This is a genomic window from Streptomyces sp. NPDC021100 (assembly GCF_044333095.1).
GTDB lineage: Bacteria > Actinomycetota > Actinomycetes > Streptomycetales > Streptomycetaceae > Streptomyces.
This window is the reverse complement of the sequence record NZ_JBIRQH010000007.1, coordinates 295,376-314,374: the sequence shown is the minus strand read 5'-3', so window position 1 is coordinate 314,374 and position 18,999 is coordinate 295,376. Positions and strand designations below refer to the sequence as shown.

20 protein-coding genes and 3 pseudogenes are annotated in these 18,999 nt (G+C 72.2%); 13 read left to right on the top strand and 10 right to left on the bottom strand.

From position 1 onward, the window contains the following. The first annotated feature begins 84 nt into the window (after window positions 1-84). The 3 genes and pseudogenes from ACH4PU_RS16840 to ACH4PU_RS16830 all read left to right on the top strand — a co-directional run bounded on the left by ACH4PU_RS16840 (window position 85) and on the right by ACH4PU_RS16830 (window position 1,643). The gene (locus ACH4PU_RS16840) at window positions 85-942 is read left to right on the top strand and encodes a hypothetical protein (protein WP_398272107.1); all 858 of its coding nucleotides are present in this window, start codon (window positions 85-87) and stop codon (window positions 940-942) included. Between the two features lie 76 nt (window positions 943-1,018). Further along, entirely contained in the window at window positions 1,019-1,303 is a 285-nt protein-coding gene (locus tag ACH4PU_RS16835) for a hypothetical protein (protein WP_398272104.1), read from the top strand. Continuing rightward, window positions 1,285-1,643 (top strand): annotated as a pseudogene (locus tag ACH4PU_RS16830) (DNA-binding protein). The gene ACH4PU_RS16835 and the pseudogene ACH4PU_RS16830 overlap by 19 nt, the downstream one beginning before the upstream one ends. Window positions 1,644-1,876: 233 nt before the next feature. Here the strand turns inward: ACH4PU_RS16830 and ACH4PU_RS16825 are convergent. The 4 genes and pseudogenes from ACH4PU_RS16825 to ACH4PU_RS16810 all read right to left on the bottom strand — a co-directional run bounded on the left by ACH4PU_RS16825 (window position 1,877) and on the right by ACH4PU_RS16810 (window position 4,939). Beyond that, window positions 1,877-2,464, bottom strand: coding sequence for a YceI family protein (locus ACH4PU_RS16825; RefSeq protein WP_398272102.1), 588 nt, complete (start codon window positions 2,462-2,464; stop codon window positions 1,877-1,879). Window positions 2,465-2,590: 126 nt separating this feature from the next. Beyond that, window positions 2,591-2,875 (bottom strand): annotated as a pseudogene (locus tag ACH4PU_RS16820) (DUF6415 family natural product biosynthesis protein); the annotation flags it as partial. 271 nt (window positions 2,876-3,146) lie between these two features. Continuing rightward, a pseudogene (locus tag ACH4PU_RS16815) lies at window positions 3,147-4,378 on the bottom strand (helix-turn-helix domain-containing protein). Window positions 4,379-4,411: 33 nt separating this feature from the next. Then, window positions 4,412-4,939: a DUF6879 family protein gene (locus ACH4PU_RS16810; protein ID WP_398272100.1), complete on the bottom strand. Its 528-nt coding sequence runs from the start codon at window positions 4,937-4,939 to the stop codon at window positions 4,412-4,414. A 352-nt stretch (window positions 4,940-5,291) separates the two neighbouring features. On the opposite strand from ACH4PU_RS16810, the gene ACH4PU_RS16805 reads away from it, so the two are divergent. Further along, complete coding sequence (locus tag ACH4PU_RS16805; protein WP_398272098.1) at window positions 5,292-5,741, top strand: hypothetical protein; 450 nt, start codon at window positions 5,292-5,294, stop codon at window positions 5,739-5,741. On the opposite strand, the gene ACH4PU_RS16800 is transcribed toward ACH4PU_RS16805, so the two are convergent. Further along, window positions 5,726-6,343: a PH domain-containing protein gene (locus ACH4PU_RS16800; RefSeq protein WP_398272096.1), complete on the bottom strand. Its 618-nt coding sequence runs from the start codon at window positions 6,341-6,343 to the stop codon at window positions 5,726-5,728. The genes ACH4PU_RS16805 and ACH4PU_RS16800 overlap by 16 nt on opposite strands. A 194-nt stretch (window positions 6,344-6,537) precedes the next feature. Beyond that, window positions 6,538-7,026, bottom strand: a complete 489-nt coding sequence (locus ACH4PU_RS16795) for a hypothetical protein (RefSeq protein WP_398272094.1) — start codon at window positions 7,024-7,026, stop codon at window positions 6,538-6,540. Window positions 7,027-7,342: 316 nt separating this feature from the next. Here ACH4PU_RS16795 and deoC point away from each other — a divergent pair, with 316 nt between their 5' ends. The 3 genes from deoC to ACH4PU_RS16780 are packed head-to-tail and all read left to right on the top strand — an operon-like array spanning window position 7,343 to window position 10,645. Further along, window positions 7,343-8,335, top strand: a complete 993-nt coding sequence (deoC, locus tag ACH4PU_RS16790; protein ID WP_398272179.1) for a deoxyribose-phosphate aldolase — start codon at window positions 7,343-7,345, stop codon at window positions 8,333-8,335. Further along, window positions 8,332-9,768: an aldehyde dehydrogenase family protein gene (locus tag ACH4PU_RS16785; RefSeq protein WP_398272177.1), complete on the top strand. Its 1,437-nt coding sequence runs from the start codon at window positions 8,332-8,334 to the stop codon at window positions 9,766-9,768. Before deoC ends, ACH4PU_RS16785 begins: the two co-directional genes overlap by 4 nt. Then, the gene (locus tag ACH4PU_RS16780) at window positions 9,761-10,645 is read left to right on the top strand and encodes an aldehyde dehydrogenase family protein (protein WP_398272092.1); all 885 of its coding nucleotides are present in this window, start codon (window positions 9,761-9,763) and stop codon (window positions 10,643-10,645) included. Before ACH4PU_RS16785 ends, ACH4PU_RS16780 begins: the two co-directional genes overlap by 8 nt. A gap of 56 nt (window positions 10,646-10,701) precedes the next feature. Here the strand turns inward: ACH4PU_RS16780 and ACH4PU_RS16775 are convergent, their stop codons facing one another. Further along, window positions 10,702-11,184 (bottom strand): hypothetical protein, encoded by a 483-nt coding sequence (locus ACH4PU_RS16775; RefSeq protein ID WP_398272090.1) that lies wholly within the window; start codon window positions 11,182-11,184, stop codon window positions 10,702-10,704. A gap of 85 nt (window positions 11,185-11,269) precedes the next feature. Here ACH4PU_RS16775 and ACH4PU_RS16770 point away from each other — a divergent pair, with 85 nt between their 5' ends. Then, window positions 11,270-11,938 (top strand): ATP-binding protein, encoded by a 669-nt coding sequence (locus ACH4PU_RS16770; RefSeq protein WP_398272088.1) that lies wholly within the window; start codon window positions 11,270-11,272, stop codon window positions 11,936-11,938. A 200-nt stretch (window positions 11,939-12,138) separates the two neighbouring features. Here the strand turns inward: ACH4PU_RS16770 and ACH4PU_RS16765 are convergent, their stop codons facing one another. After that, the gene (locus ACH4PU_RS16765) at window positions 12,139-12,891 is read right to left on the bottom strand and encodes a SigE family RNA polymerase sigma factor (RefSeq protein WP_398272086.1); all 753 of its coding nucleotides are present in this window, start codon (window positions 12,889-12,891) and stop codon (window positions 12,139-12,141) included. Between the two features lie 236 nt (window positions 12,892-13,127). Between ACH4PU_RS16765 and afsQ1 the strand changes: the two genes are divergently transcribed. The 5 genes from afsQ1 (at window position 13,128) to ACH4PU_RS16740 (ending at window position 17,139) form a co-directional block, all read left to right on the top strand. Further along, complete coding sequence (gene afsQ1 / locus ACH4PU_RS16760; protein WP_004943811.1) at window positions 13,128-13,805, top strand: two-component system response regulator AfsQ1; 678 nt, start codon at window positions 13,128-13,130, stop codon at window positions 13,803-13,805. 158 nt (window positions 13,806-13,963) lie between these two features. Next, entirely contained in the window at window positions 13,964-15,589 is a 1,626-nt protein-coding gene (locus tag ACH4PU_RS16755; RefSeq protein WP_398272084.1) for an ATP-binding protein, read from the top strand. After that, window positions 15,586-16,164 (top strand): hypothetical protein, encoded by a 579-nt coding sequence (locus tag ACH4PU_RS16750; protein WP_398272082.1) that lies wholly within the window; start codon window positions 15,586-15,588, stop codon window positions 16,162-16,164. The genes ACH4PU_RS16755 and ACH4PU_RS16750 overlap by 4 nt, the downstream gene beginning before the upstream one ends. Window positions 16,165-16,255: 91 nt before the next feature. Further along, on the top strand, window positions 16,256-16,852 hold the full coding sequence (locus ACH4PU_RS16745; RefSeq protein WP_398272080.1) for a VanZ family protein: 597 nt from the start codon (window positions 16,256-16,258) through the stop codon (window positions 16,850-16,852). An 80-nt stretch (window positions 16,853-16,932) separates the two neighbouring features. Beyond that, the gene (locus ACH4PU_RS16740; RefSeq protein ID WP_398272078.1) at window positions 16,933-17,139 is read left to right on the top strand and encodes a PspC domain-containing protein; all 207 of its coding nucleotides are present in this window, start codon (window positions 16,933-16,935) and stop codon (window positions 17,137-17,139) included. Window positions 17,140-17,250: 111 nt separating this feature from the next. Here ACH4PU_RS16740 and ACH4PU_RS16735 read toward each other — a convergent pair whose 3' ends face one another. After that, window positions 17,251-17,646 (bottom strand): hypothetical protein, encoded by a 396-nt coding sequence (locus ACH4PU_RS16735; RefSeq protein ID WP_398272076.1) that lies wholly within the window; start codon window positions 17,644-17,646, stop codon window positions 17,251-17,253. Window positions 17,647-17,837: 191 nt separating this feature from the next. Continuing rightward, complete coding sequence (locus ACH4PU_RS16730; RefSeq protein WP_398272074.1) at window positions 17,838-18,953, bottom strand: adenosine deaminase; 1,116 nt, start codon at window positions 18,951-18,953, stop codon at window positions 17,838-17,840. Between the last annotated feature and the right edge of the window lie 46 nt (window positions 18,954-18,999).

Sequence of the window (18,999 nt, the reverse complement as noted above, 5' to 3'; positions counted from 1 at the left end):
AGTCGTCCTCCGCCGACCGCCGCTAGAGTGAACGTTCGATTCACGGGGCTCGGGGGTGCCCTGTCAACTATTGGGGGGTAAGTGATGCGGCGTTCCTCGGTGACGCTCGTCGGCTTGATCATGCTCTGCACCGCCTGCGGCGGAGGCGGAAGCGACGGCGGGGAGGGGACCGAGAGCAAGGGGAAACCGGCGGCGAACGCGTCGCCGTCCCGGACCACCCCCGCCCCCACTCCGGCGGACGACGGCGCGACGGTCCGCGCCGCGGCGGCCGCGACGGCGCGTACGACCGCGCGGGTCGACGAGCGGATCCGCGTGGGCGACGGCACCACCACCGCAGACTTCGCCCTGCGCGGCGCCCACGACTTCGCCGCGGGCACGGGCGACTTGAAGGTGCAGCTCCAGAGCGACGGCGGGCGGTCCGTGACGCTCGACGAGGTCTTCACCGGTCGCACGGTGTACTTCCGGATGCCGCAGGAGGCCGACGGCGACTCCGCCTGGCGCTCCGTGCGCAAGGACCGGGCGGAGGCGCACTACCTCTTCCGCGCCCCGATGAACGACCCCGCGCATGTCCTCCGCCAGGTGGCGCTGCTGCCGTCCGCCAGGAAAGTGGGCGAGGAGAAGGTGAACGGCGCGCCCACGACGCACTACCGCGCCGAGCCGGACCTCAAGACGCTCACCCACCGCATGGTCGCGGCACAACGACAGCAACTCGCGTCCCACTGGAAGGACATGCAACGCCTGCTCCCGCCCCGCGCGGACGTCTGGATCGACCGCGACGGCCGCGTCGTCCGCACCCGCTTCGGCATGCCGATGGGCGTCGGCAGCGAGGTCTCGGCCACCCTCACCCTCTCGGACTTCGGCAAGCCGGTGCAGGCCCCCGCCGTCCCTCCGTCGGCGCACACGGTCGCACCGTCGGCGATCGGGGGCCCGCTGACGGGCTGAGCGGTTGGCCGCCGCGAGGGGCGCGCGCCGGCCTGCGCGCCTTGCCGGCTTCCTGCTCGCTTGGCACCGTGGCCGCATGACCGAGGAGACGTACGGCATCGGTGAGGGCCCGGCGACGCGGGTGAGTCTGTCGTTGCCGGAGGGGACGGCGGAGGCGATCCGCGCGCGGGCCGGCAAGGGCGAGTTCTCCGCGTTCATCACGGCAGCGGTCGAGCGTGAGCTGCGCGGCCGGATCCTGGACGAGTACCTGGCCGACTACGAACAGCGCCTGGGCCCGGTTTCGGAAAAGGCGCGGGAGCGGGCCCGACAGGTCTTCGACGAGGTGTTCGCCGAGGAGGAGCGGTGGCCCGCCGCAAGCTGACTCATGAGGGGACCCTGGTCCCGGACAGCGAGGGCCTGTCCAAGCTCCTGGTCACGGCGGCCCGGCGGGGGGCATGGAGGTGGTGATCTGCGCCCGCACCGACAAGGCCCGGCTGCGCTGGCTGCTGTCCGGCCTACGGGTGGTCGCCGTGGGCGACGAGGAGGCGAAGGCCGCCTCGTCGCTGCTGATGTCCGCCGGTCTGCACGGCCACAAGTACGCCATCGACGCGGCCGTGGCCGAGACGGCCCTCCGGCAGCGGCGACCGGTCGTGATGCTGACCTCGGACGTCGACGACATGACCAAGCTGTGCGGAGACCGGATCCGGCTCGTCGCGGTGTGAACCGGTCGGTTGCCGCGCCGATGAGTACGAGGTACGGCCTTCGGCCGGTGCCTCACTCGTCAAGGCAGTCGGCGAGCGGCGGCAGGCCCGCCCGAGGCCGCCATGCACACCGCCGCCGCGAAGCTCCCGCTCCCGGCGACACGGTCCGGGTCATCCTGAGCCCGGTGGATCAACGCGGTCCACTGGATCCACGCCACCGTCCCCCGCTCGACCCCCTCCACCCCGTCCGCGCGCTACGGAACGGCGCCCTCGGCCGCGTCCGCGTCGAGCACGGCCTCCACGTCCACACGGACGTCGATCAGGTCGCTGACCACGACGCCGCCCCGGTCGACGGTGTCGTTCCAACTGACGCCGAAGTCCTGCCGGTTGATCCGCGTCCGCCCGGTGAACCCGGCCCGCCGCCGCGGCCCCTGATCCCGGCCGTCCTCCCACCAGGGCGTGTCCCACTGCCCCAGGTACATCACGTCGAGCGACACCGGCCGCGTCACGCCCCGCACGGTGAGATCCCCGTCGAGACCGAACTCCGTCGAGCTCAGCCGCCGCACCCGCGTGCTCGCGAACGTCCAGGTCGGATGGTGCTCAACGTCGAAGAAGTCCGCACTTCGCAGGTGTGCGTCGCGTTGCGGCTGCCCCGTCCAGACCTGCGTGGCGTCGATGGTCGCCTCAACCTGCGCGTGTTCGGGATCCTCGGGATCGCACACGAGCGAACCGTGCACATCCTTGATGTTCCCACGCACATACGTGACCATCATGTGCCGCGCCCGGAACTGGACGCCGGTATGCCCCGGCTCGAAAAACCATCTGCTGACTGTGCCGGCCATGGCAACTCCCCGGACACCGTCGTGCCCTACTGCCAGCGTAGTACGGGACGGGGCAGGGCTGCGCGCCGAGCCGCCGGGCCCTCCGGGTCACGCATCCGGGCTCCACGGCCGGCGCGCACCGGCGCCTCACTCGTCGAGGCAGTCGGCGAGCCGCCGGCACGTCCGCCCGAGGTCGTCCATGTACATCGCCGCCGCGGCGCTGCCGCTCCCGGCGACGCGGTCCAGATCATCCTGAGCTCGGTGGATCAACGCGGTCCACTGGATCCACGCCACCGTCCCCCGCTCGATCCCCTCCACCCGACTCCGCGCCACCCGCAACATCCGCCGCGCATGGCCCCGCAACGCCCCGGTGATCTCCCGCACTTCCGCCGCCCGAGGCGGACGAGCCCGTACCTGAAGGGCGCGGCGGACGGTGGCGCGGACGGAGACGAGGTCGATGGGCTCGATGTCGCCGGTCATCAGCGTCATCACGGGTGGATGTGCGTCGCGGTCATGGCTGCTCGGCTCCTCGGCTGGGGGCATGGTGATCGCCTGCTTCCGTCTGTGGGCGGCGCGCCGTCGGTCCGTGCGCCGTTCATAGTGGCGGCTCGTTCCGTTTTCCCGCGCCGCCGCTTCCTTCGCGGCAAGCCTGCCGTGACGGGCTGTGCGGCCACAGGGACGCAACGTCCCACTTTCCGGCGCTTCACCGCCCCCGCTCGTCCACCCCGAGGAGCGTGGCCGGCCTGCGCAGCCCCGGCGGCCGGGCCGGGCCGGGCCGGACAGCAGGTCGACGACGATGGCGACGGCGAGCGTGTGGTGCCGCATCCAGCCCGGGGCCGTGCGGTGCAGCTTCTCCAGGGCGCGGACCGCTTCGGCCGCGTCGCCGAGGTCCGCGTGGGCGCGGGCCAGATCGAGGAGCAGCCAAGTGCGCCAGGACGGCGGGATGTCGGCGCTCAGCCGCATCCGCCGGGCGAGACGGAGTGCTTCCTGCGGGCGGCCGTGCTGCACCGCGAGGCGCACGCGTTCGATGCGCACGGACGACCGGCTGAACACGCTGACCAGCTTGCCGTTGGGCGCCGGCGGAAGAGCGGCCAGACGGCCAGCCGCCTGCTCGGCAATGCGCATCATCTCGTCGGCCGTGTCGTAGTCGCCGGAGCGGGCGGAGCTGGTGGCGGCGGACATCAGCAGACCGCCCCAGACCCGTACGCCCTCCGTGCCGCGCGCCCGGTCCCGCTCGACGCCGTCGGCGGCGTGCACGGCCAGGCCCAGCGCGTCGTCCAGCCGGTTCTGACGCTGGTAGGCCCAGGCCACGGAGTTGCAGACCATCGCGGGAAGCAGCGGATCCCCCGACGCCTCGGCGGCCGTGACCGCCCGTTCCAGCGCGGACAGCGCGAGGTCCGTCTTGCCGAGACGGATCGACAGATGCCCGCCGAGCTGCAACGCCTTCGCCAGGCCGGCTTGCCCGACGGCGCGTTGGGCGCCGTCGCCCACCGCGGCGGCCAGGCGGTTGTCCGCGATGATCCCCGGCAGCGCCGCCATCAGCGGTTCGAATGCGGCGGCGTGGTACAGCGTCCACGCCTCTTCGAGCGTGGCGCGGAGCAACGGAAACGTAAGGGCCTCCGGCCCGTCCGGCTCGGGCGGCGGCGCGAAGAGAGGAGGCGCGATCGCCCGCCGCAGCGCCACGAGCCGGGGCGGCTCGGCCTGCCCGGTGGAGGGAACCCCCGGCGGGTCCCCCAGCAAGGCGGTGAGCTCCACGCCGAGTCCCCTCGCCAAGGCATGCAGCGTAGGGAGCCGGGCCGAGTGCTTGCGCCGCTGCTCCAGCTTGCGCACGACGTCGACCGACACCCCTGCCCGTCCCGCCAGCCCTTCCTGCGTCAGCCCGGCCGAGCGCCGCAGCTTCCCCAGACGATCACCCAGGTGCTCGTTCGCGACCATGCTCCGACGCTACGCCCTCGCGGAGCACTGTGCTCACGGCATCGCGGCCCTGAACTCGCCGTACCTCACCGCGTAGTGCCATGCCGCGTCACGGATCTGACAGGCGCGCAGCACTTCCGCGGGATCCGTGATCAGCTCCATGCCCACCGTGCGTTCGCCGTCGAAATGGAACCGGGCGAGTGTCCGCGAGTCGAACAGCCAGAAGTCGGAGAGGTTCAGGCCGCGCCGGTCGGCGTCGTCGCGCCACAAGCAGCGGATGTCCTCGCCCGCCGCGACGTTGGTCCGGGCACAGGCCAGGAGGTAACGCTGGTTCACCGTGGGCGGTTTGTCGACCAGACGGACGCGCTCGAAGCGCTTTCCCGATCCGGTCATGCGGCGGACGTTGTCGAACCACGGGTGGTCCACTTCCCCGGCCGTGTCACCGGTGCGGAGGAACTCCGCGTAGGACGGAGTGACCTGATCGGAGACGTAGCCGGCGCGCGTTTCCAGTCGCCAAGCCGTTTGCTCGAAGCCGTCGTTGCTGAACTCACTGATCCGCTGCTGCGGGACGAACTCCGGCACGGTCGCTCACGCCCTCCATGGCTTGGGGTGCGGCTCGCGGACGCCCCGCCGCATCCGGGGAACCAGGACCCGGCGTACCGCCTCCCGGCGCGCCCGGACCCTTGAAGGAAAAGGAAGTTGGGAAAGCCATACCCAACCAAACCCTCCCCGTCACACCATCGGGTGACGCGGTGGATCGTGCGCCGAGCGGCGCGGTACGGTCGCCGCGAACCACCCCACAAACACAGACGGCCCCCGCCGGGACGGGCATCCCGGGCGAGGGCCTGATCAACGAGGAAGCAGTACCTTCCCCATGACTGAGGCGCAGTCTAGCGCGCGGGCGTCCGCGCGCGCCGGGCGTCCGCACGGTGGAGTGACCCACCTGCGGCACCGGCACACGAGTCACTTCACCGTCGTCGGCAACCACCTCCCGCAGCACCGCGAACTGTCGCTGGTCGCGATCGGGATCGGGGTGTACGTGCAGTCGCTCCCCGACGGCGTCCACATCGGCATCAAGGACCTCGCCCGCCGCTTCCGCGAGGGCGAAGTGACCATCGGACGCGGCCTGCGCGAGCTGGAGGCCGCCGGATACCTGGAGCGGCGGCGCGTCCGGACGGAGGGCGGGCAGGTCGTCACCGTCACGCGGTGGAACGAACATCCACGGGCGGCGGCGCCGAAGCCGCTCCCCCTCCGGACCTGCGACGGCTGTGAACGCGCCATCCGCGCCGCCCACCCCGGGGCGCTCTGCCGCGACTGCCGGGAAGAGGCCGTCACCCTCCCGGCGGGGGACCGACCGGATCAGCGCGGTCAGATCACCGCGTAAAGCACCACGCACAACACCAGCCCCACCACCGACGGCACGATCAGCTCGTAGGCCCACCGGACCGACGTTTCCCCCTGCGCGCCCTCCCGCCGCGCGCAGCGCTCGGCGAGTTCACGCAGGTCCTCGATGGCCTGGTCGGAGGGGGAGCGGTCCGGGGTGTCGGACGGGCGGACGGTGACCCGGTCGCTGATGCCCTCCGCCGCGGCGCGCTGCTGGCGGCCGGCGGCGCGCTTGCGCTGGCGGAGGGAGACGGGGATGGCCCAGAGCTGGTACTTCGCGGCCTCGGTCAGCACCTCGCTGGAGTATCCGGCGCGGACGGTGGCGACGCGGGACCACGGGAGGCTGATCGTCCGGAAGGGGTTGCGGACGAGGAGGCGGTCCTCGGAGGCCCAGACCGCGGGGCGCACGGTGAACGCGATGACCAGCGGCACCAGGAACAGCAGCCCCGCCAGGGCCAGCCAGGGCGTCCGGCCGCTGCCCCGCACGATCGCGTCGCCGCCCAGCCAGGCGGCCAGCGCCAGCATCAGGACGCCGCTCGCGATGCCGGCGGCCGAGCGGTAGCGGCGCTCGGCGAACTCCGGCGCTTCTGATGAACTCGTCATGGCCCGATTCTGCCGGACCGCGGGCCTCCCGGACGTTGCAGTACGGCAACGCCGTACCGCTCGTACCAGCGGGAACGCGCATGAACGGGAACGCCGCGTAAAGGGGAAACGACGACACCGGGGCGGGCCGCTGGTGACGACGGCCCGCCCCGGTGCCGGGATGCTGCTGGGGTGATAGAGGGTGAAGCGGGGTGTTACTTGACGTGGTGCACCGCGACGCAGCCCTTGGGCAGCTTCCGGAACAGGACCGTCTCCGGGTGGCTGCCGGGACCACCCTGGGTCTGGAACACGAACTTCGGCTGCGCACTGCCCGCATTGACGATCTTGGCGATGATGCCCGCGTCCTTGGGCAGCGACGGGTGCTTGCGGTCCAGGTGCCCGAAGACCTCGGGACGGCCGCGCTCGTCGGTGGTCATGAGGAAGACCTGGGGGCCGCCGGTGGTGTTGTACAGGTCGGCGGACGCGCCCGCGCCGATGCTCAGGGACTTCTTGTACACGCACTTGCCCGCCGGAACGGGCGGAAAGTCCTTGTGCGCCTTGGCGGCCCGGGACGCCGAGGGCTTCGCCGACGCGGCGGCAGGGGTGTGGGACGACGCGAAGGCGGACGAGACCGGGGCGAGCACGACCCCCGCGACGGCGGCGGAGGCGAGGGTGATGCGCAGGGTGTTACGGCGTCGGGACATGCGTGGCTCCTGATGACGAGCGCTGGACGGGGTAGGCGATCCGCATGCCGCTTTCCTCAAGGTGTGGGGCCGGTGAGTCGGGCGGTCGTGCTGGGAAAAATCTATGGATCGCGTGTCATCGCACGGTCTTTCGTATGTCACGGACGCTCGACAGTAAACGGAAGAAGTGCCTCCAAGGGGGTTCTTCCCGCCTCGGCACCGCTTCCGGACCACGTCCGGACCGCTGACGGACCGCTGACGGACCGCTGACGGACCGCTTCGACACCCCGCAGGGGGTGACACGCGCTACGCGCGTAGATATGCTCATCGGGTGACCATGCCCACTGTTCCTTCCCACGGCAAAGAAGCCGCGGAGCGACTGGCCTCGCTGGCGGATGTCACCGCCTCCGACGGTGCGCTGCGCCGCTTCCTGCACGGCCTCCCGGGCGTCGACCCGGTCGGGCTGGAGGGCCGCGCCGCCGCGCTCGGCACCCGCTCGATCAAGACGACGGCGAAGGCGTACGCCATCGACCTGGCGATCTCGATGATCGACCTGACGACCCTCGAGGGCGCGGACACCCCGGGCAAGGTCCGGGCGCTGTGCGCCAAGGCCCTCAACCCGGACCCGACGGACCGCGATACCCCCCGCACCGCCGCGATCTGCGTCTACCCCGACATGGTGGCCACCGCGGCCGAGGCCGTGCGCGGCTCGGACGTGAAGGTCGCGTCCGTCGCCACCGCCTTCCCCGCGGGCCGGGCGGCCCTGCCGGTGAAGCTGGCGGACACCAAGGACGCCGTCGCCGCCGGAGCGCACGAGATCGACATGGTGATCGACCGCGGCGCGTTCCTGGCCGGGGGCTACCTGAAGGTCTTCGAGGAGATCAAGGCCGTCAAGGAGGCGTGCCGCCGTCCGGACGGCACCGCCGCCCGGCTGAAGGTGATCTTCGAGACCGGCGAGCTGTCGACGTACGACAACATCCGCCGCGCCTCCTGGCTCGGCATGCTGGCCGGCGCCGACTTCATCAAGACCTCGACCGGCAAGGTCGCCGTCAACGCCACCCCCGCCAACACGCTGCTGATGCTGGAGGCCGTCCGCGACTTCCGCGCGCTGACCGGCGTCCAGGTCGGCGTCAAGCCGGCGGGCGGCATCCGCACCACCAAGGACGCGCTCAAGTTCCTGGTGCTGGTGAACGAGACCGTCGGTGAGGAGTGGCTGACGAACGAGTGGTTCCGTTTCGGTGCCTCCAGCCTGCTCAACGACCTGCTGATGCAGCGGCAGAAGCTCAGCACCGGCCGCTACTCCGGTCCCGACTACGTGACGGTGGACTGACCATGGCTTTCGATTACGCACCGGCGCCTGAGTCCCGCGCCGTCGTCGACATCGCCCCCTCCTACGGGCTGTTCATCGACGGCGAGTTCCGCGAGGCGTCCGACGGCAAGGTCTTCAAGACCGTCTCGCCGTCGACCGAGGAGGTCCTCTCCGAGGTCGCGCAGGCCACCGAGGCCGACGTCGACGCGGCCGTCACGGCGGCCAGGAAGGCGTTCGAGAAGTGGTCGGCGCTGCCCGGCTCCGAGCGCGCCAAGTACCTCTTCCGCATCGCCCGCATCATCCAGGAGCGCTCCCGCGAGCTCGCCGTCCTGGAGACGCTGGACAACGGCAAGCCGATCAAGGAGACCCGCGACGCGGACCTCCCGCTGGTCGCCGCGCACTTCTTCTACTACGCGGGCTGGGCCGACAAGCTGGAGCACGCCGGCTTCGGCCCGGACCCGAGGCCGCTGGGCGTCGCGGGCCAGGTCATCCCGTGGAACTTCCCGCTGCTGATGCTGGCCTGGAAGATCGCCCCGGCGCTCGCCGCGGGCAACACGGTCGTCCTCAAGCCGGCCGAGACCACGCCCCTGTCCGCCCTGTTCTTCGCGGACATCTGCCGCCAGGCCGGGCTGCCCAAGGGCGTCGTCAACATCCTGACCGGTGACGGCACCACGGGTGCCGCGCTGGTGGGCCACGACGGCATCGACAAGGTCGCCTTCACCGGCTCGACCGCCGTCGGCAAGGCCATCGCCCGGACCGTCGCCGGCACGGGCAAGAAGCTCACCCTCGAACTGGGCGGCAAGGGCGCCAACATCGTCTTCGACGACGCCCCGGTCGACCAGGCCGTCGAGGGCATCGTCAACGGCATCTTCTTCAACCAGGGGCAGGTCTGCTGCGCCGGTTCGCGCCTGCTGGTGCAGGAGTCGATCCAGGACGAGCTGATGGACGCCCTGAAGCGCCGGATGGCGACGCTGCGCGTCGGCGACCCGCTGGACAAGAACACGGACGTCGGCGCGATCAACTCCGCCGAGCAGCTCGCCCGGATCACCGAGCTCGCCGACAGCGGTGTCGCGGAAGGCGCCGAGCGCTGGGCCCCGTCCTGCGAACTGCCCTCGTCCGGCTACTGGTTCGCGCCGACGGTGTTCACCAACGTCACCCAGGCCCACCGGATCGCCCGCGAGGAGATCTTCGGCCCGGTGCTGTCGGTGCTGACGTTCCGCACCCCGGCGGAGGCCGTCGCCAAGGCCAACAACTCGCAGTACGGGCTGTCGGCCGGCATCTGGACGGAGAAGGGGTCGCGCATGCTCGCCGTCGCGAGCAAGCTGCGGGCCGGCGTCGTCTGGGCCAACACGTTCAACAAGTTCGATCCGACTTCGCCCTTCGGCGGGTACAAGGAGTCGGGCTTCGGTCGCGAGGGTGGCCGTCACGGTCTGGAGGCTTACCTCGATGTCTGAGCGACTCAGTGTCTTCAAGACCTACAAGCTGTTCGTCGGGGGCAAGTTCCCCCGGTCCGAGAGCGGGCGGGTGTACGAGGTGACCGACTCGAAGGGCAACTGGCTCGCCAACGCGCCCCTGTCGTCCCGCAAGGACGGCCGTGACGCCGTCGTGGCCGCGCGCAAGGCGTTCTCCGCCTGGTCCGGCGCGACCGCGTACAACCGCGGCCAGATCCTCTATCGCGTCGCCGAGATGCTGGAGGGCCGCCGGGACCAGTTCGTCGCCGAGGTCGCCGACGCGGAGGGCCTGTCCAAGGCCAAGGCCGCCGCGCAGGTGGACGCCGCGATCGACCGCTGGGTCTGGTACGCCGGCTGGACGGACAAGATCGCCCAGATCGCGGGCGGCACCAACCCGGTGGCCGGGCCGTTCTTCAACGTCTCGTCCCCCGAGCCGACGGGCGTCGTGGCCGTGGTCGCGCCGCAGGACTCGTCGTTCCTGGGCCTGGTCTCGGTGATCGCCCCGGCGATCGCGGCCGGCAACACGGTCGTCGTGGTCGCGTCCGAGAGGGCGCCGCTGCCGGCGCTCTCCCTCGGCGAGGTGCTGGCCACCTCCGACGTGCCGGGCGGCGTCGTCAACATCCTGTCCGGCCGGGCGGCGGAGATCATGCCGTCGCTGGCCGCGCACCAGGACGTCAACGCGATCGACCTGGCCGGGGCGGGCGCGGAGCTGGCGACCGAGCTGGAGGCGGCCGCGGCGGACAACCTGAAGCGCGTTCTCCGTCCACAGGCTGTGGACTGGGCGGCGGCGCCGGGCACCAAGCGGCTGATGGCGTTCCTGGAGACCAAGACCGTCTGGCACCCGACGGGGTCGCTGGGCGCGGGCGGCTCCTCGTACTGAGACACCGAGAGGGCGGGACCGTCACGGTCCCGCCCTCTCCCCGTCCACGGACCGCCTCAGCGCGGCAGCATGTTCAGCCCCGGAAGGTCCTGCACCTTCCCGCCGTCCGACAGGGAGCCCGTCAACGCCCGCGTGCTGACCGGCTTGAAGTCCCCCACCTGCGTGCCGACCGCGTTGTTCAGCGGGTCCGAGCCCGTCCGCGCGAGCGGGTTGACGGGCAGCATCCGCAGCACCGGGATGAGCGGCTCCACCGACTTCTGGAGGCCGATCCGCGCCCCCTCCGCCGCGGCGGCCAGATCGATCGGCCCCAGCTGGGCCTGCGCCGTACTACCGGGACGGGCGGACGGGTGGCCGGACGGGTGAGCGGCCGGACGGGCGCTCGCCTCGGTCGCCCCGGTGACGGCGATGGCGGCCCCCGCGGTGAGCGTCAGCCCCGTCCGGACCAGGGGGCGCGCGAGACGTGAGGACGGACGGAACGCGTGACGTGCGTGCGAGGCCATGACCACCTGCCGAGCCGGGAACCCGAACCATTCAGCCACGCAGCGTAGTTGAGCGATCACTCCCGGCGCATCCGGCGACCCAGGGGGGTCCCCCTTCCGGCTCAATGCGTCACACTGGTGTTCCGTGACTGCCCTCCCGCCCCAGGCGCCGTGCGCCCGTGTGATCCTGCTGACCGGCCCCTCCGGCTCCGGCAAGTCGTCCCTCGCCGCCCGCACCGGGCTGCCCGTGCTCAACCTCGACGACTTCTACAAGGAGGGCACGGACCCCACGCTCCCCCAGCTCCCGGACGGCGGGGGCCCGGACTGGGACTCGCCGCTGTCCTGGGACGCGGACGCGGCGGTCGCCGCGATCGACGCGCTCTGCCGGACGCGGCGCACCGGCGTGCCGCTGTACGACATCTCCACCAGCGCGCGGACCGGCGAGAGCACGCTGGACATCGGCCGTACCCCGCTGTTCGTGGCGGAGGGGATCTTCGCCGCCGACATCATCGACCGCTGCCGCGACCTGGGCGTGCTGGCCGACGCGCTGTGCCTGCGCGGCCGCCCCTCGACGACGTTCCGCCGGCGGCTGCTGCGCGACCTGCGCGAGGCCCGCAAGCCGGTCCTCTACCTGGTCCGCCGGGGGCTGCGGCTGATGCGCGACGAGCGGGGGATCGTGGCCCGGCACACCGCGCTCGGCGCGTTCGCCTGCGGCCGGGACACGGCGATGGGCCGGATCGCGGCCGCGGCGGCCGGGCACTGCGAGAAGGTGGGCGCTCCGGAACGGGCCGAGCGGCCGGGCGCGACGGTCTGACCCCGCCCGGAGGACGAGGCGGCCGGGCGCGACGGTCCGAGGCGGAGGCCGCCCGCCCCGGGGAACGCGGAAGCGGGCGGACAGACCCCCCGGCCGTCCGCCCGCTCCCTTTCCCCGTGGTTCCCCCGTTCCCCCCTCTATCCCCCCTTTTTCTCCCCCCTCGATTCCCCCGTGGCTTCCCCCGTTCCCCCCGAGTCGTCCTAGGCCACGAGCTCGCCGAACGACTCCTCGACGCCACGGCCGGAGCCGATGGCCTCGTCCTCGCGCAGCCGGCGCAGCGAGCGCCAGATGCTGCTCTTGACCGTGCCGACGCTGATGTCCAGGATCTCCGCGATCTCCGGGTCCGTACGGCCCTCGTAGTAGCGCAGGACCAGCATCGTCCGCTGGAGCTCGGGCAGCCGGGCGAGCGCCTGCCAGAGGACCGCGCGCAGTTCGGTGCCGCGCATCGCGTCCTGGTCGCCCGCCGTCTCCGGCAGCTCCTCGGTCGGGTACTCGTTGAGCTTGCGCCGGCGCCAGGCGCTGATGTGCAGGTTGGTCATGGTGCGGCGCAGGTAGCCGCCGACCGCCGCCTTGTCCGTGATCCGGTCCCAGGCGCGGTAGGTGGAGAACAGCGCGCTCTGCAGCAGGTCCTCGGCCTCGTAGCGGTCGCCGGTGAGGTGGTAGGCGGTCGCGTAGAGGGAGGCCCGGCGCTCCTGGACGTAGGCGGTGAACTCCGCCTCCGCCCGGGACGCCTTGGTGCCGGCGGTCTCCGCGGCGCCTTCGCCATCCCGCGGCGCGGCCGGCTCGCCGTACACGGCGGCGTCGATGGCCGTCAGGTACATCCCCGGCGTCCGGCGTCCGGTGCCGCGGGCACACCCCCGTACGCCCGCGGCACCGGACTTCTCGGAGCTCCGCCCGGCGTCGTGAAGGCGCGTGCGAACTGCGCTGGTGGTGGTGCTGTGCAGTGTGTTCATGTCGCGCCCCCCGTCGGTGGAGCCAGCTGGGTCCGGTGTGGTTCCGGACTGCTTCTCGCCCGGTGACCACCAGCTTGGTGGGCCAGTTTCATGGCGTTGTCCGCCGACTGTCACAGCCGTGCAACAGCGGGCGGGGCCTTCATGACGAGCCGTGCCGGGCCGCGGACCGGAGGGCGGCGGCGGGCCGCGGGAGCGGAAGTCGAACTACCGCCCTGCGGTAGGCCAGAATGACCACTGTGCCTTTCCTGTTGCTGATCGAGGACGACGACGCCATCCGTACGGCCCTTGAGTTCTCCCTGTCCCGCCAGGGTCACCGCGTGGTGACGGCGGCGTCCGGCGAGGACGGCCTGAAGCTGCTCCGCGAGCAGCGGCCGGACCTGATCGTGCTGGATGTGATGCTGCCGGGGATCGACGGTTTCGAGGTCTGCCGCCGTATCCGCCGCACCGATCAGCTGCCGATCATCCTGCTCACGGCCCGGAACGACGACATCGACGTGGTGGTCGGCCTGGAGTCGGGCGCGGACGACTACGTGGTCAAGCCGGTGCAGGGCCGGGTGCTGGACGCCCGGATCCGCGCGGTGCTGCGCCGGGGCGAGCGGGAGTCGAACGACTCGGCCACGTTCGGCTCGCTGGTGATCGACCGCTCGGCGATGACGGTCACCAAGAACGGCGAGGACCTCCAGCTCACCCCGACCGAGCTGCGGCTGCTGCTGGAGCTCAGCCGCCGCCCGGGCCAGGCCCTCTCCCGCCAGCAGCTGCTGCGGCTGGTCTGGGAGCACGACTACCTCGGCGACTCGCGGCTGGTGGACGCCTGCGTGCAGCGGCTGCGCGCCAAGGTCGAGGACGTGCCGTCCTCCCCCACCCTCATCCGTACGGTCCGCGGGGTCGGCTACCGGCTCGACTCGCCGCAGTGATCCGGTAGGCCCCGGCGCCTCCTGGGCCGGGAGTTCCCCAGGCCGTGACGCCGGAAGTTCCCCAGACCGTGACAACGCACGGGCAGAGTTCGACACATACGGACAGAGAGAGTGCAGTGACGGAAGAGACCGGCCGGGGCCGGGCCGCCGGGAGTCTGATGAGGATCAGCATGCGGTGGATCAGCCTGCGGCTGCGGCTGATGCTGGTCTTCGCCCTGGTGGCGCTGGCGGCGGCGGTGTCCGCGTCGGCGATCGCCTACTGGCTGAACCGCGACGCGGTCCTCACCCGGACCCAGAACGCGGCGCTGGACGACTTCCGCAAGTCGCTCCAGGACAACACCGGCGCGCTGCCGTTGTCGCCGACCTGCCCCGAACTCCAGGACGCCGCCGACCGGATGGCCGGGACCTCGCAGAAGTACGCGGTCCTGCTGATCGGGAAGGTCAAGGGCGGCGGCAGCTGCGCGGCGCCCTCCGACCGCGACCTGTTCACCCTGGAGACGGTGCCGAAGACGCTGGTCACCGCGGTCAACCGGGAACGCAAGGTCGACGACTCGAACCCGTACCCGTACCACCTCTACTGGCAGCGGATCACGCTCGACGGCAAGCCCTACCTGGTGGGCGGCGCCAAGGTGATCGGCGGCGGCCCCACCGGCTACCTGCTGAAGTCGCTGGAGAACGAGCGCGCGGACCTCAACTCGCTCGCCTGGTCGCTGGGGATCGCCACCGGCCTGGCCCTGATCGGCTCGGCCCTGCTCGCGCAGGCGGCGGCCTCGACGGTGCTGCGGCCGGTGCAGCGGCTCGGCGAGGCGGCGAGCCGGCTGGGCGAGGGCAAGCTGGACACCCGGCTCCAGGTCTCGGGCACGGACGAACTGGCGGAGCTGTCGCGGACCTTCAACCGGGCCGCCGCGTCGCTGGAGCAGCGGGTCGAGGAGCTCAGCGCCCGCGAGGCGGCGAGCCGGCGGTTCGTCGCCGACATGTCCCACGAACTGCGCACCCCGCTGACCGCCATCACGGCGGTGACGGAGGTGCTGGAGGACGAGGCGGACTCCCTCGACCCGATGATCGCGCCCGCGGTACAGCTCGTGGTGAGCGAGACCCGGCGGCTGAACGACCTGGTGGAGAATCTGATGGAGGTCACCCGCTTCGACGCGGGCACGGCCCGGCTCGTCCTGGACGACGTGGACGTCGCCGATCAGGTGACCGCCTGCATCGACGCCCGCGCCTGGCTGGACGCCGTCGAACTGGACGCCGAGCGCGGCATCATGGCGCGCCTCGACCCGCGCCGCCTGGACGTCATCCTGGCGAACCTGATCGGCAACGCGCTCAAGCACGGCGGCTCGCCGGTGCGGGTGCGGGTGCGCCCGGTGGACGACGAGCTGATCATCGAGGTCCGCGACCACGGCCCCGGCATCCCCGAGGACGTGCTGCCGCACGTCTTCGACCGCTTCTACAAGGCCAGCGCCTCGCGCCCGCGCTCCGAGGGCAGCGGCCTCGGCCTGTCCATCGCACTGGAGAACGCCCACATCCACGGCGGCGAGATCACGGCCGCCAACTCGCCCGAGGGCGGCGCGGTCTTCACTCTGACGCTGCCGCGGGACGTGTCCGCGACCGGAGACGGGGACGAGGACGGGGACGCCGAGGACGCGAAGGGCACGGACGCGCAGGGCACCAAGGACGCGAAGGGTACGAAGGGCGCGAAGGCCCCGAAGAAGACCAAGGACACCAAGGACACCGGGAACGGCGGCAAGGACGGCCGCGGTCCGGCGCAAGGGGGCACGAAGTGAGGCGCACAGCGCGGACGGCCGCGCTCACCGCCGCCCTGTGCGCCCTCGCCGCCGGCTGCGGGATCCGCGGCACCGCCGTCCCCGTCGACGCGGGTAGCGCGCCCTCTCGGGCGTCCTGCCTGACCCGGCCGGCGCCGGTCCCGGCCACGCCCCAGCCCAAGGGCCAGACGCTCACCGTGCAACTGGTGTGCGCCTCCCAGCTGACGCCGGTGGTCCGGCAGCGCACCGGCCCCGGACCGGAGCGCACCGTCGACATGGCGCGGGCGCTCCTGGAGGAGCTGCGCCGCCAGCCCTCGTCCGCCGAGGAGGCGACCGGGCTGTCCACCGACGTGCCGCAGCGGCTCACCGTCGCCGGCCCGCGCCGGGACGACCCGGCCGGCACGCTCCGGCTGAGCACCCCGCCGGACGAGCTCCCGCAGCTCGGCCTGGCGCAGATCGTCTGTACGTTCGCGGGTACCGCGGCGGCCGAGGGGCGGCGCTCGGTGCTGCTCGGCGGGCCCGGCGGGGAGGCGCCCCGGAGCTACGTGTGCACGGACGACACCCGGGCCCACCCGGAGAACCTCCAGGGCGACTGAGCGCTCCGGCGCGGCGCCGGCGCCGGAACCGCGCCGGTACCGCGCGTCCGCGGCCGGAACCGCGCGCCCCGCGCCCCGCGTCCTGTGGTGCGTGCAGCGTCATGGTTACGGCGGTACGGCCGCCCTCCGACACCGCTACCGCGTCGCGGGCTGCGTCCTCCTCGCCGCCCACCTGGTCGTGGTGGGCTGGCTGGCCATGCGGCCGCTGACCGCTCCCTGGGTCTCCGCCGCGCATCTGGAGCCGTTCGCCACGCTCCGCGCCGACCTGGCGCTCGGGCCCTGGGACGCGACGCGGGCGATCTTCGGGGGGCTGCTCCCGTTCGCGCCGCTGGGGGTGCTGCTGCCCTGGGCGGGCGGCCGGCTCGACGCGTCGCCGCTCGGCTCGCTGGCCCGTACGGTCTTCACCTCCGCCATGCTCTCCCTGGTCCTCCAGGTGGTCCGGGGCGGCGTGGTGGGGCAGGTGCTGGATCTGGACGCGCTGCTGCTCAACGTCACCGGGGTCGCGGTCGCCCACCTCGCGGTGGTGCCCGCGGCCCGGGCCCGGCTCCGCCGGCGGGGCCGGGGTGCCCCGGCCCGCCCTCCCCGTCCCCTCCTCCGGGAGGAGGGGACGTCTCAGGGTCCGACCCCGACGATCCCCAGGGTCGGAGTCGCCCCGTGGAGTGACGCCCTGCCGGGCGCCCGGTCCTAGCGTGGAGTCATCGGGAGGACATCCCTCCCGGTCCCGGGCCGCCGCCCGGGTCGTCCGCTCGTTCGCGAGGAGATCCCGCCATGTCCGCCGCCCTGGTCCGCCCGCGTGACCACCGGATGATCGCCGGTGTCTGCGCGGGACTCGCCCGCCGCTTCGGCACCACGCCCACCACGATGCGTCTGATCTTCCTGGTGTCCTGTCTGCTGCCGGGCCCGCAGTTCCTGGTCTATCTGGCGCTGTGGGTGATGCTGCCCGACGAGGGCCACCGCTCGTCCGAATCCTGGTGACGGCCGGCCGCCGCCGGGACGGCCCGTCGGCGCCACGTCCGCACACCGGCCGCGCCCCCGAGCGGGGTGCGCGGCCGGTGTGCGGACGTGGTGCCGGGTCTGGACGCGGTCTCAGTGGTGCCCGGTGGTCAGGTTGCCGGTCGAGAGGCCCTTGGGCAGGGCGCCCTCCGGGACGAGGCCCAGGAGACCGGCGTTGCCCTTGTTGTCACCCGGACCCTCCTGCGCCACCGGGCCCTTCTGGGGGAACACCGCGCGGTCCACGGCCCCGGCCGTGGTCTGCAGCGCGGAGGAGCCCAGCGCGCGGTTGGTGGCGCTGATCACCGGTCCGCCGGGGAGCACCGGGGCCAGGTCCTCGATGGGCAGCTGCTTGCTGGTGCGGGCGGCCAGGTTGGTCGCCCTCTCCAGCGGGCCCGTGGGAGCCGCGGCCGACGCGGTGCCCGCCGCGGTGACGGCGATGGCAGCGCCGAGGGCGGCGGCACCGATGGTCTTGATGGTTCCCTGCTTCATGTGAAATCTGTCCTCGTGACGGGGGAGGGTAATTTCCCGGAGGCTTTGCAACCTGTCACGAGAACGACCGGCCCGTACCGAATGACACGGCCGGGACGTTTGAATTCCCGGCCGTATCAGTCGTATTCAGGGACGATTGACCGCCAGTCGTATTGCCTGCGAATGCGAGGACCCGGCGGTTTCCGTCGCTCCTAGCGGAACAGCCACTCCGACTTGAGCTCGGCGTATCCGGGCTTGATCACGTCGTTGATCATGGCCAGCCGCTCGTCGAAGGGAATGAAGGCGGACTTCATCGCATTGACGGTGAACCACTGCATGTCGTCGAGCGTGTAGCCGAACGCCTTGACCAGGTGCTCGAATTCGCGGCTCATGCTGGTTCCGCTCATCAGACGATTGTCGGTGTTCACCGTCGCCCGGAAATGCAGCTTGCGGAGGAGGCCGATCGGGTGCTCCTCGTACGAGGTGGCCGCCGCCGTCTGGAGGTTGGAGGTCGGGCACATCTCCAGGGGGATGCGCTTGTCCCGGACGTAGGAGGCGAGGCGGCCGAGCTTGACCGTGCCGTCCTCGGCGATCTCGATGTCGTCGATGATCCGCACACCGTGGCCGAGCCGGTCGGCGCCGCACCACTGCAGGGCCTGCCAGATGGAGGGGAGGCCGAACGCCTCGCCGGCGTGGATGGTGAAGTGGTTGTTCTCGCGCTTGAGGTACTCGAACGCGTCGAGGTGGCGGGTGGGAGGGAAGCCGGCCTCGGCGCCCGCGATGTCGAAGCCGACGACGCCGGAGTCGCGGTAGCGGTTGGCGAGTTCGGCGATCTCCAGGGCGCGGGCGGCGTGCCGCATCGCGGTCAGCAGGGCGCCGACGCGGATGCGGTGGCCCGCCTCCTTCGCCCGCCGCTCGCCCTCGCGGAAGCCCTCGTTGACGGCCTCGACGACCTCTTCGAGGGTGAGTCCGGCCTCCAGGTGCTGCTCGGGGGCGTAGCGGATCTCGGCGTAGACGACGCCGTCGGCGGCGAGGTCCTCGGCGCACTCGGCGGCCACCCGGACCAGGGCCTCGCGGGTCTGCATGACGGCGCAGGTGTGGGCGAAGGTCTCCAGGTAGCGCTCCAGCGACCCGGAGTCGGCGGCCTCGCGGAACCAGACGCCCAGCTTCTCGGGGTCGGTCTCGGGGAGGCGGTCGTACCCGGTCTCCCGGGCCAGGTCGACGACCGTGGCGGGGCGCAGGCCGCCGTCCAGGTGGTCGTGGAGGAGCACCTTGGGGGCGCGCCGGATCTGTTCGGGGGTCGGGAGTGCGGTGGTGTCGCTCGTCATTTCGGCACTCTAGCCCCTACGCGCGTAGATGCACCCGAACGATACG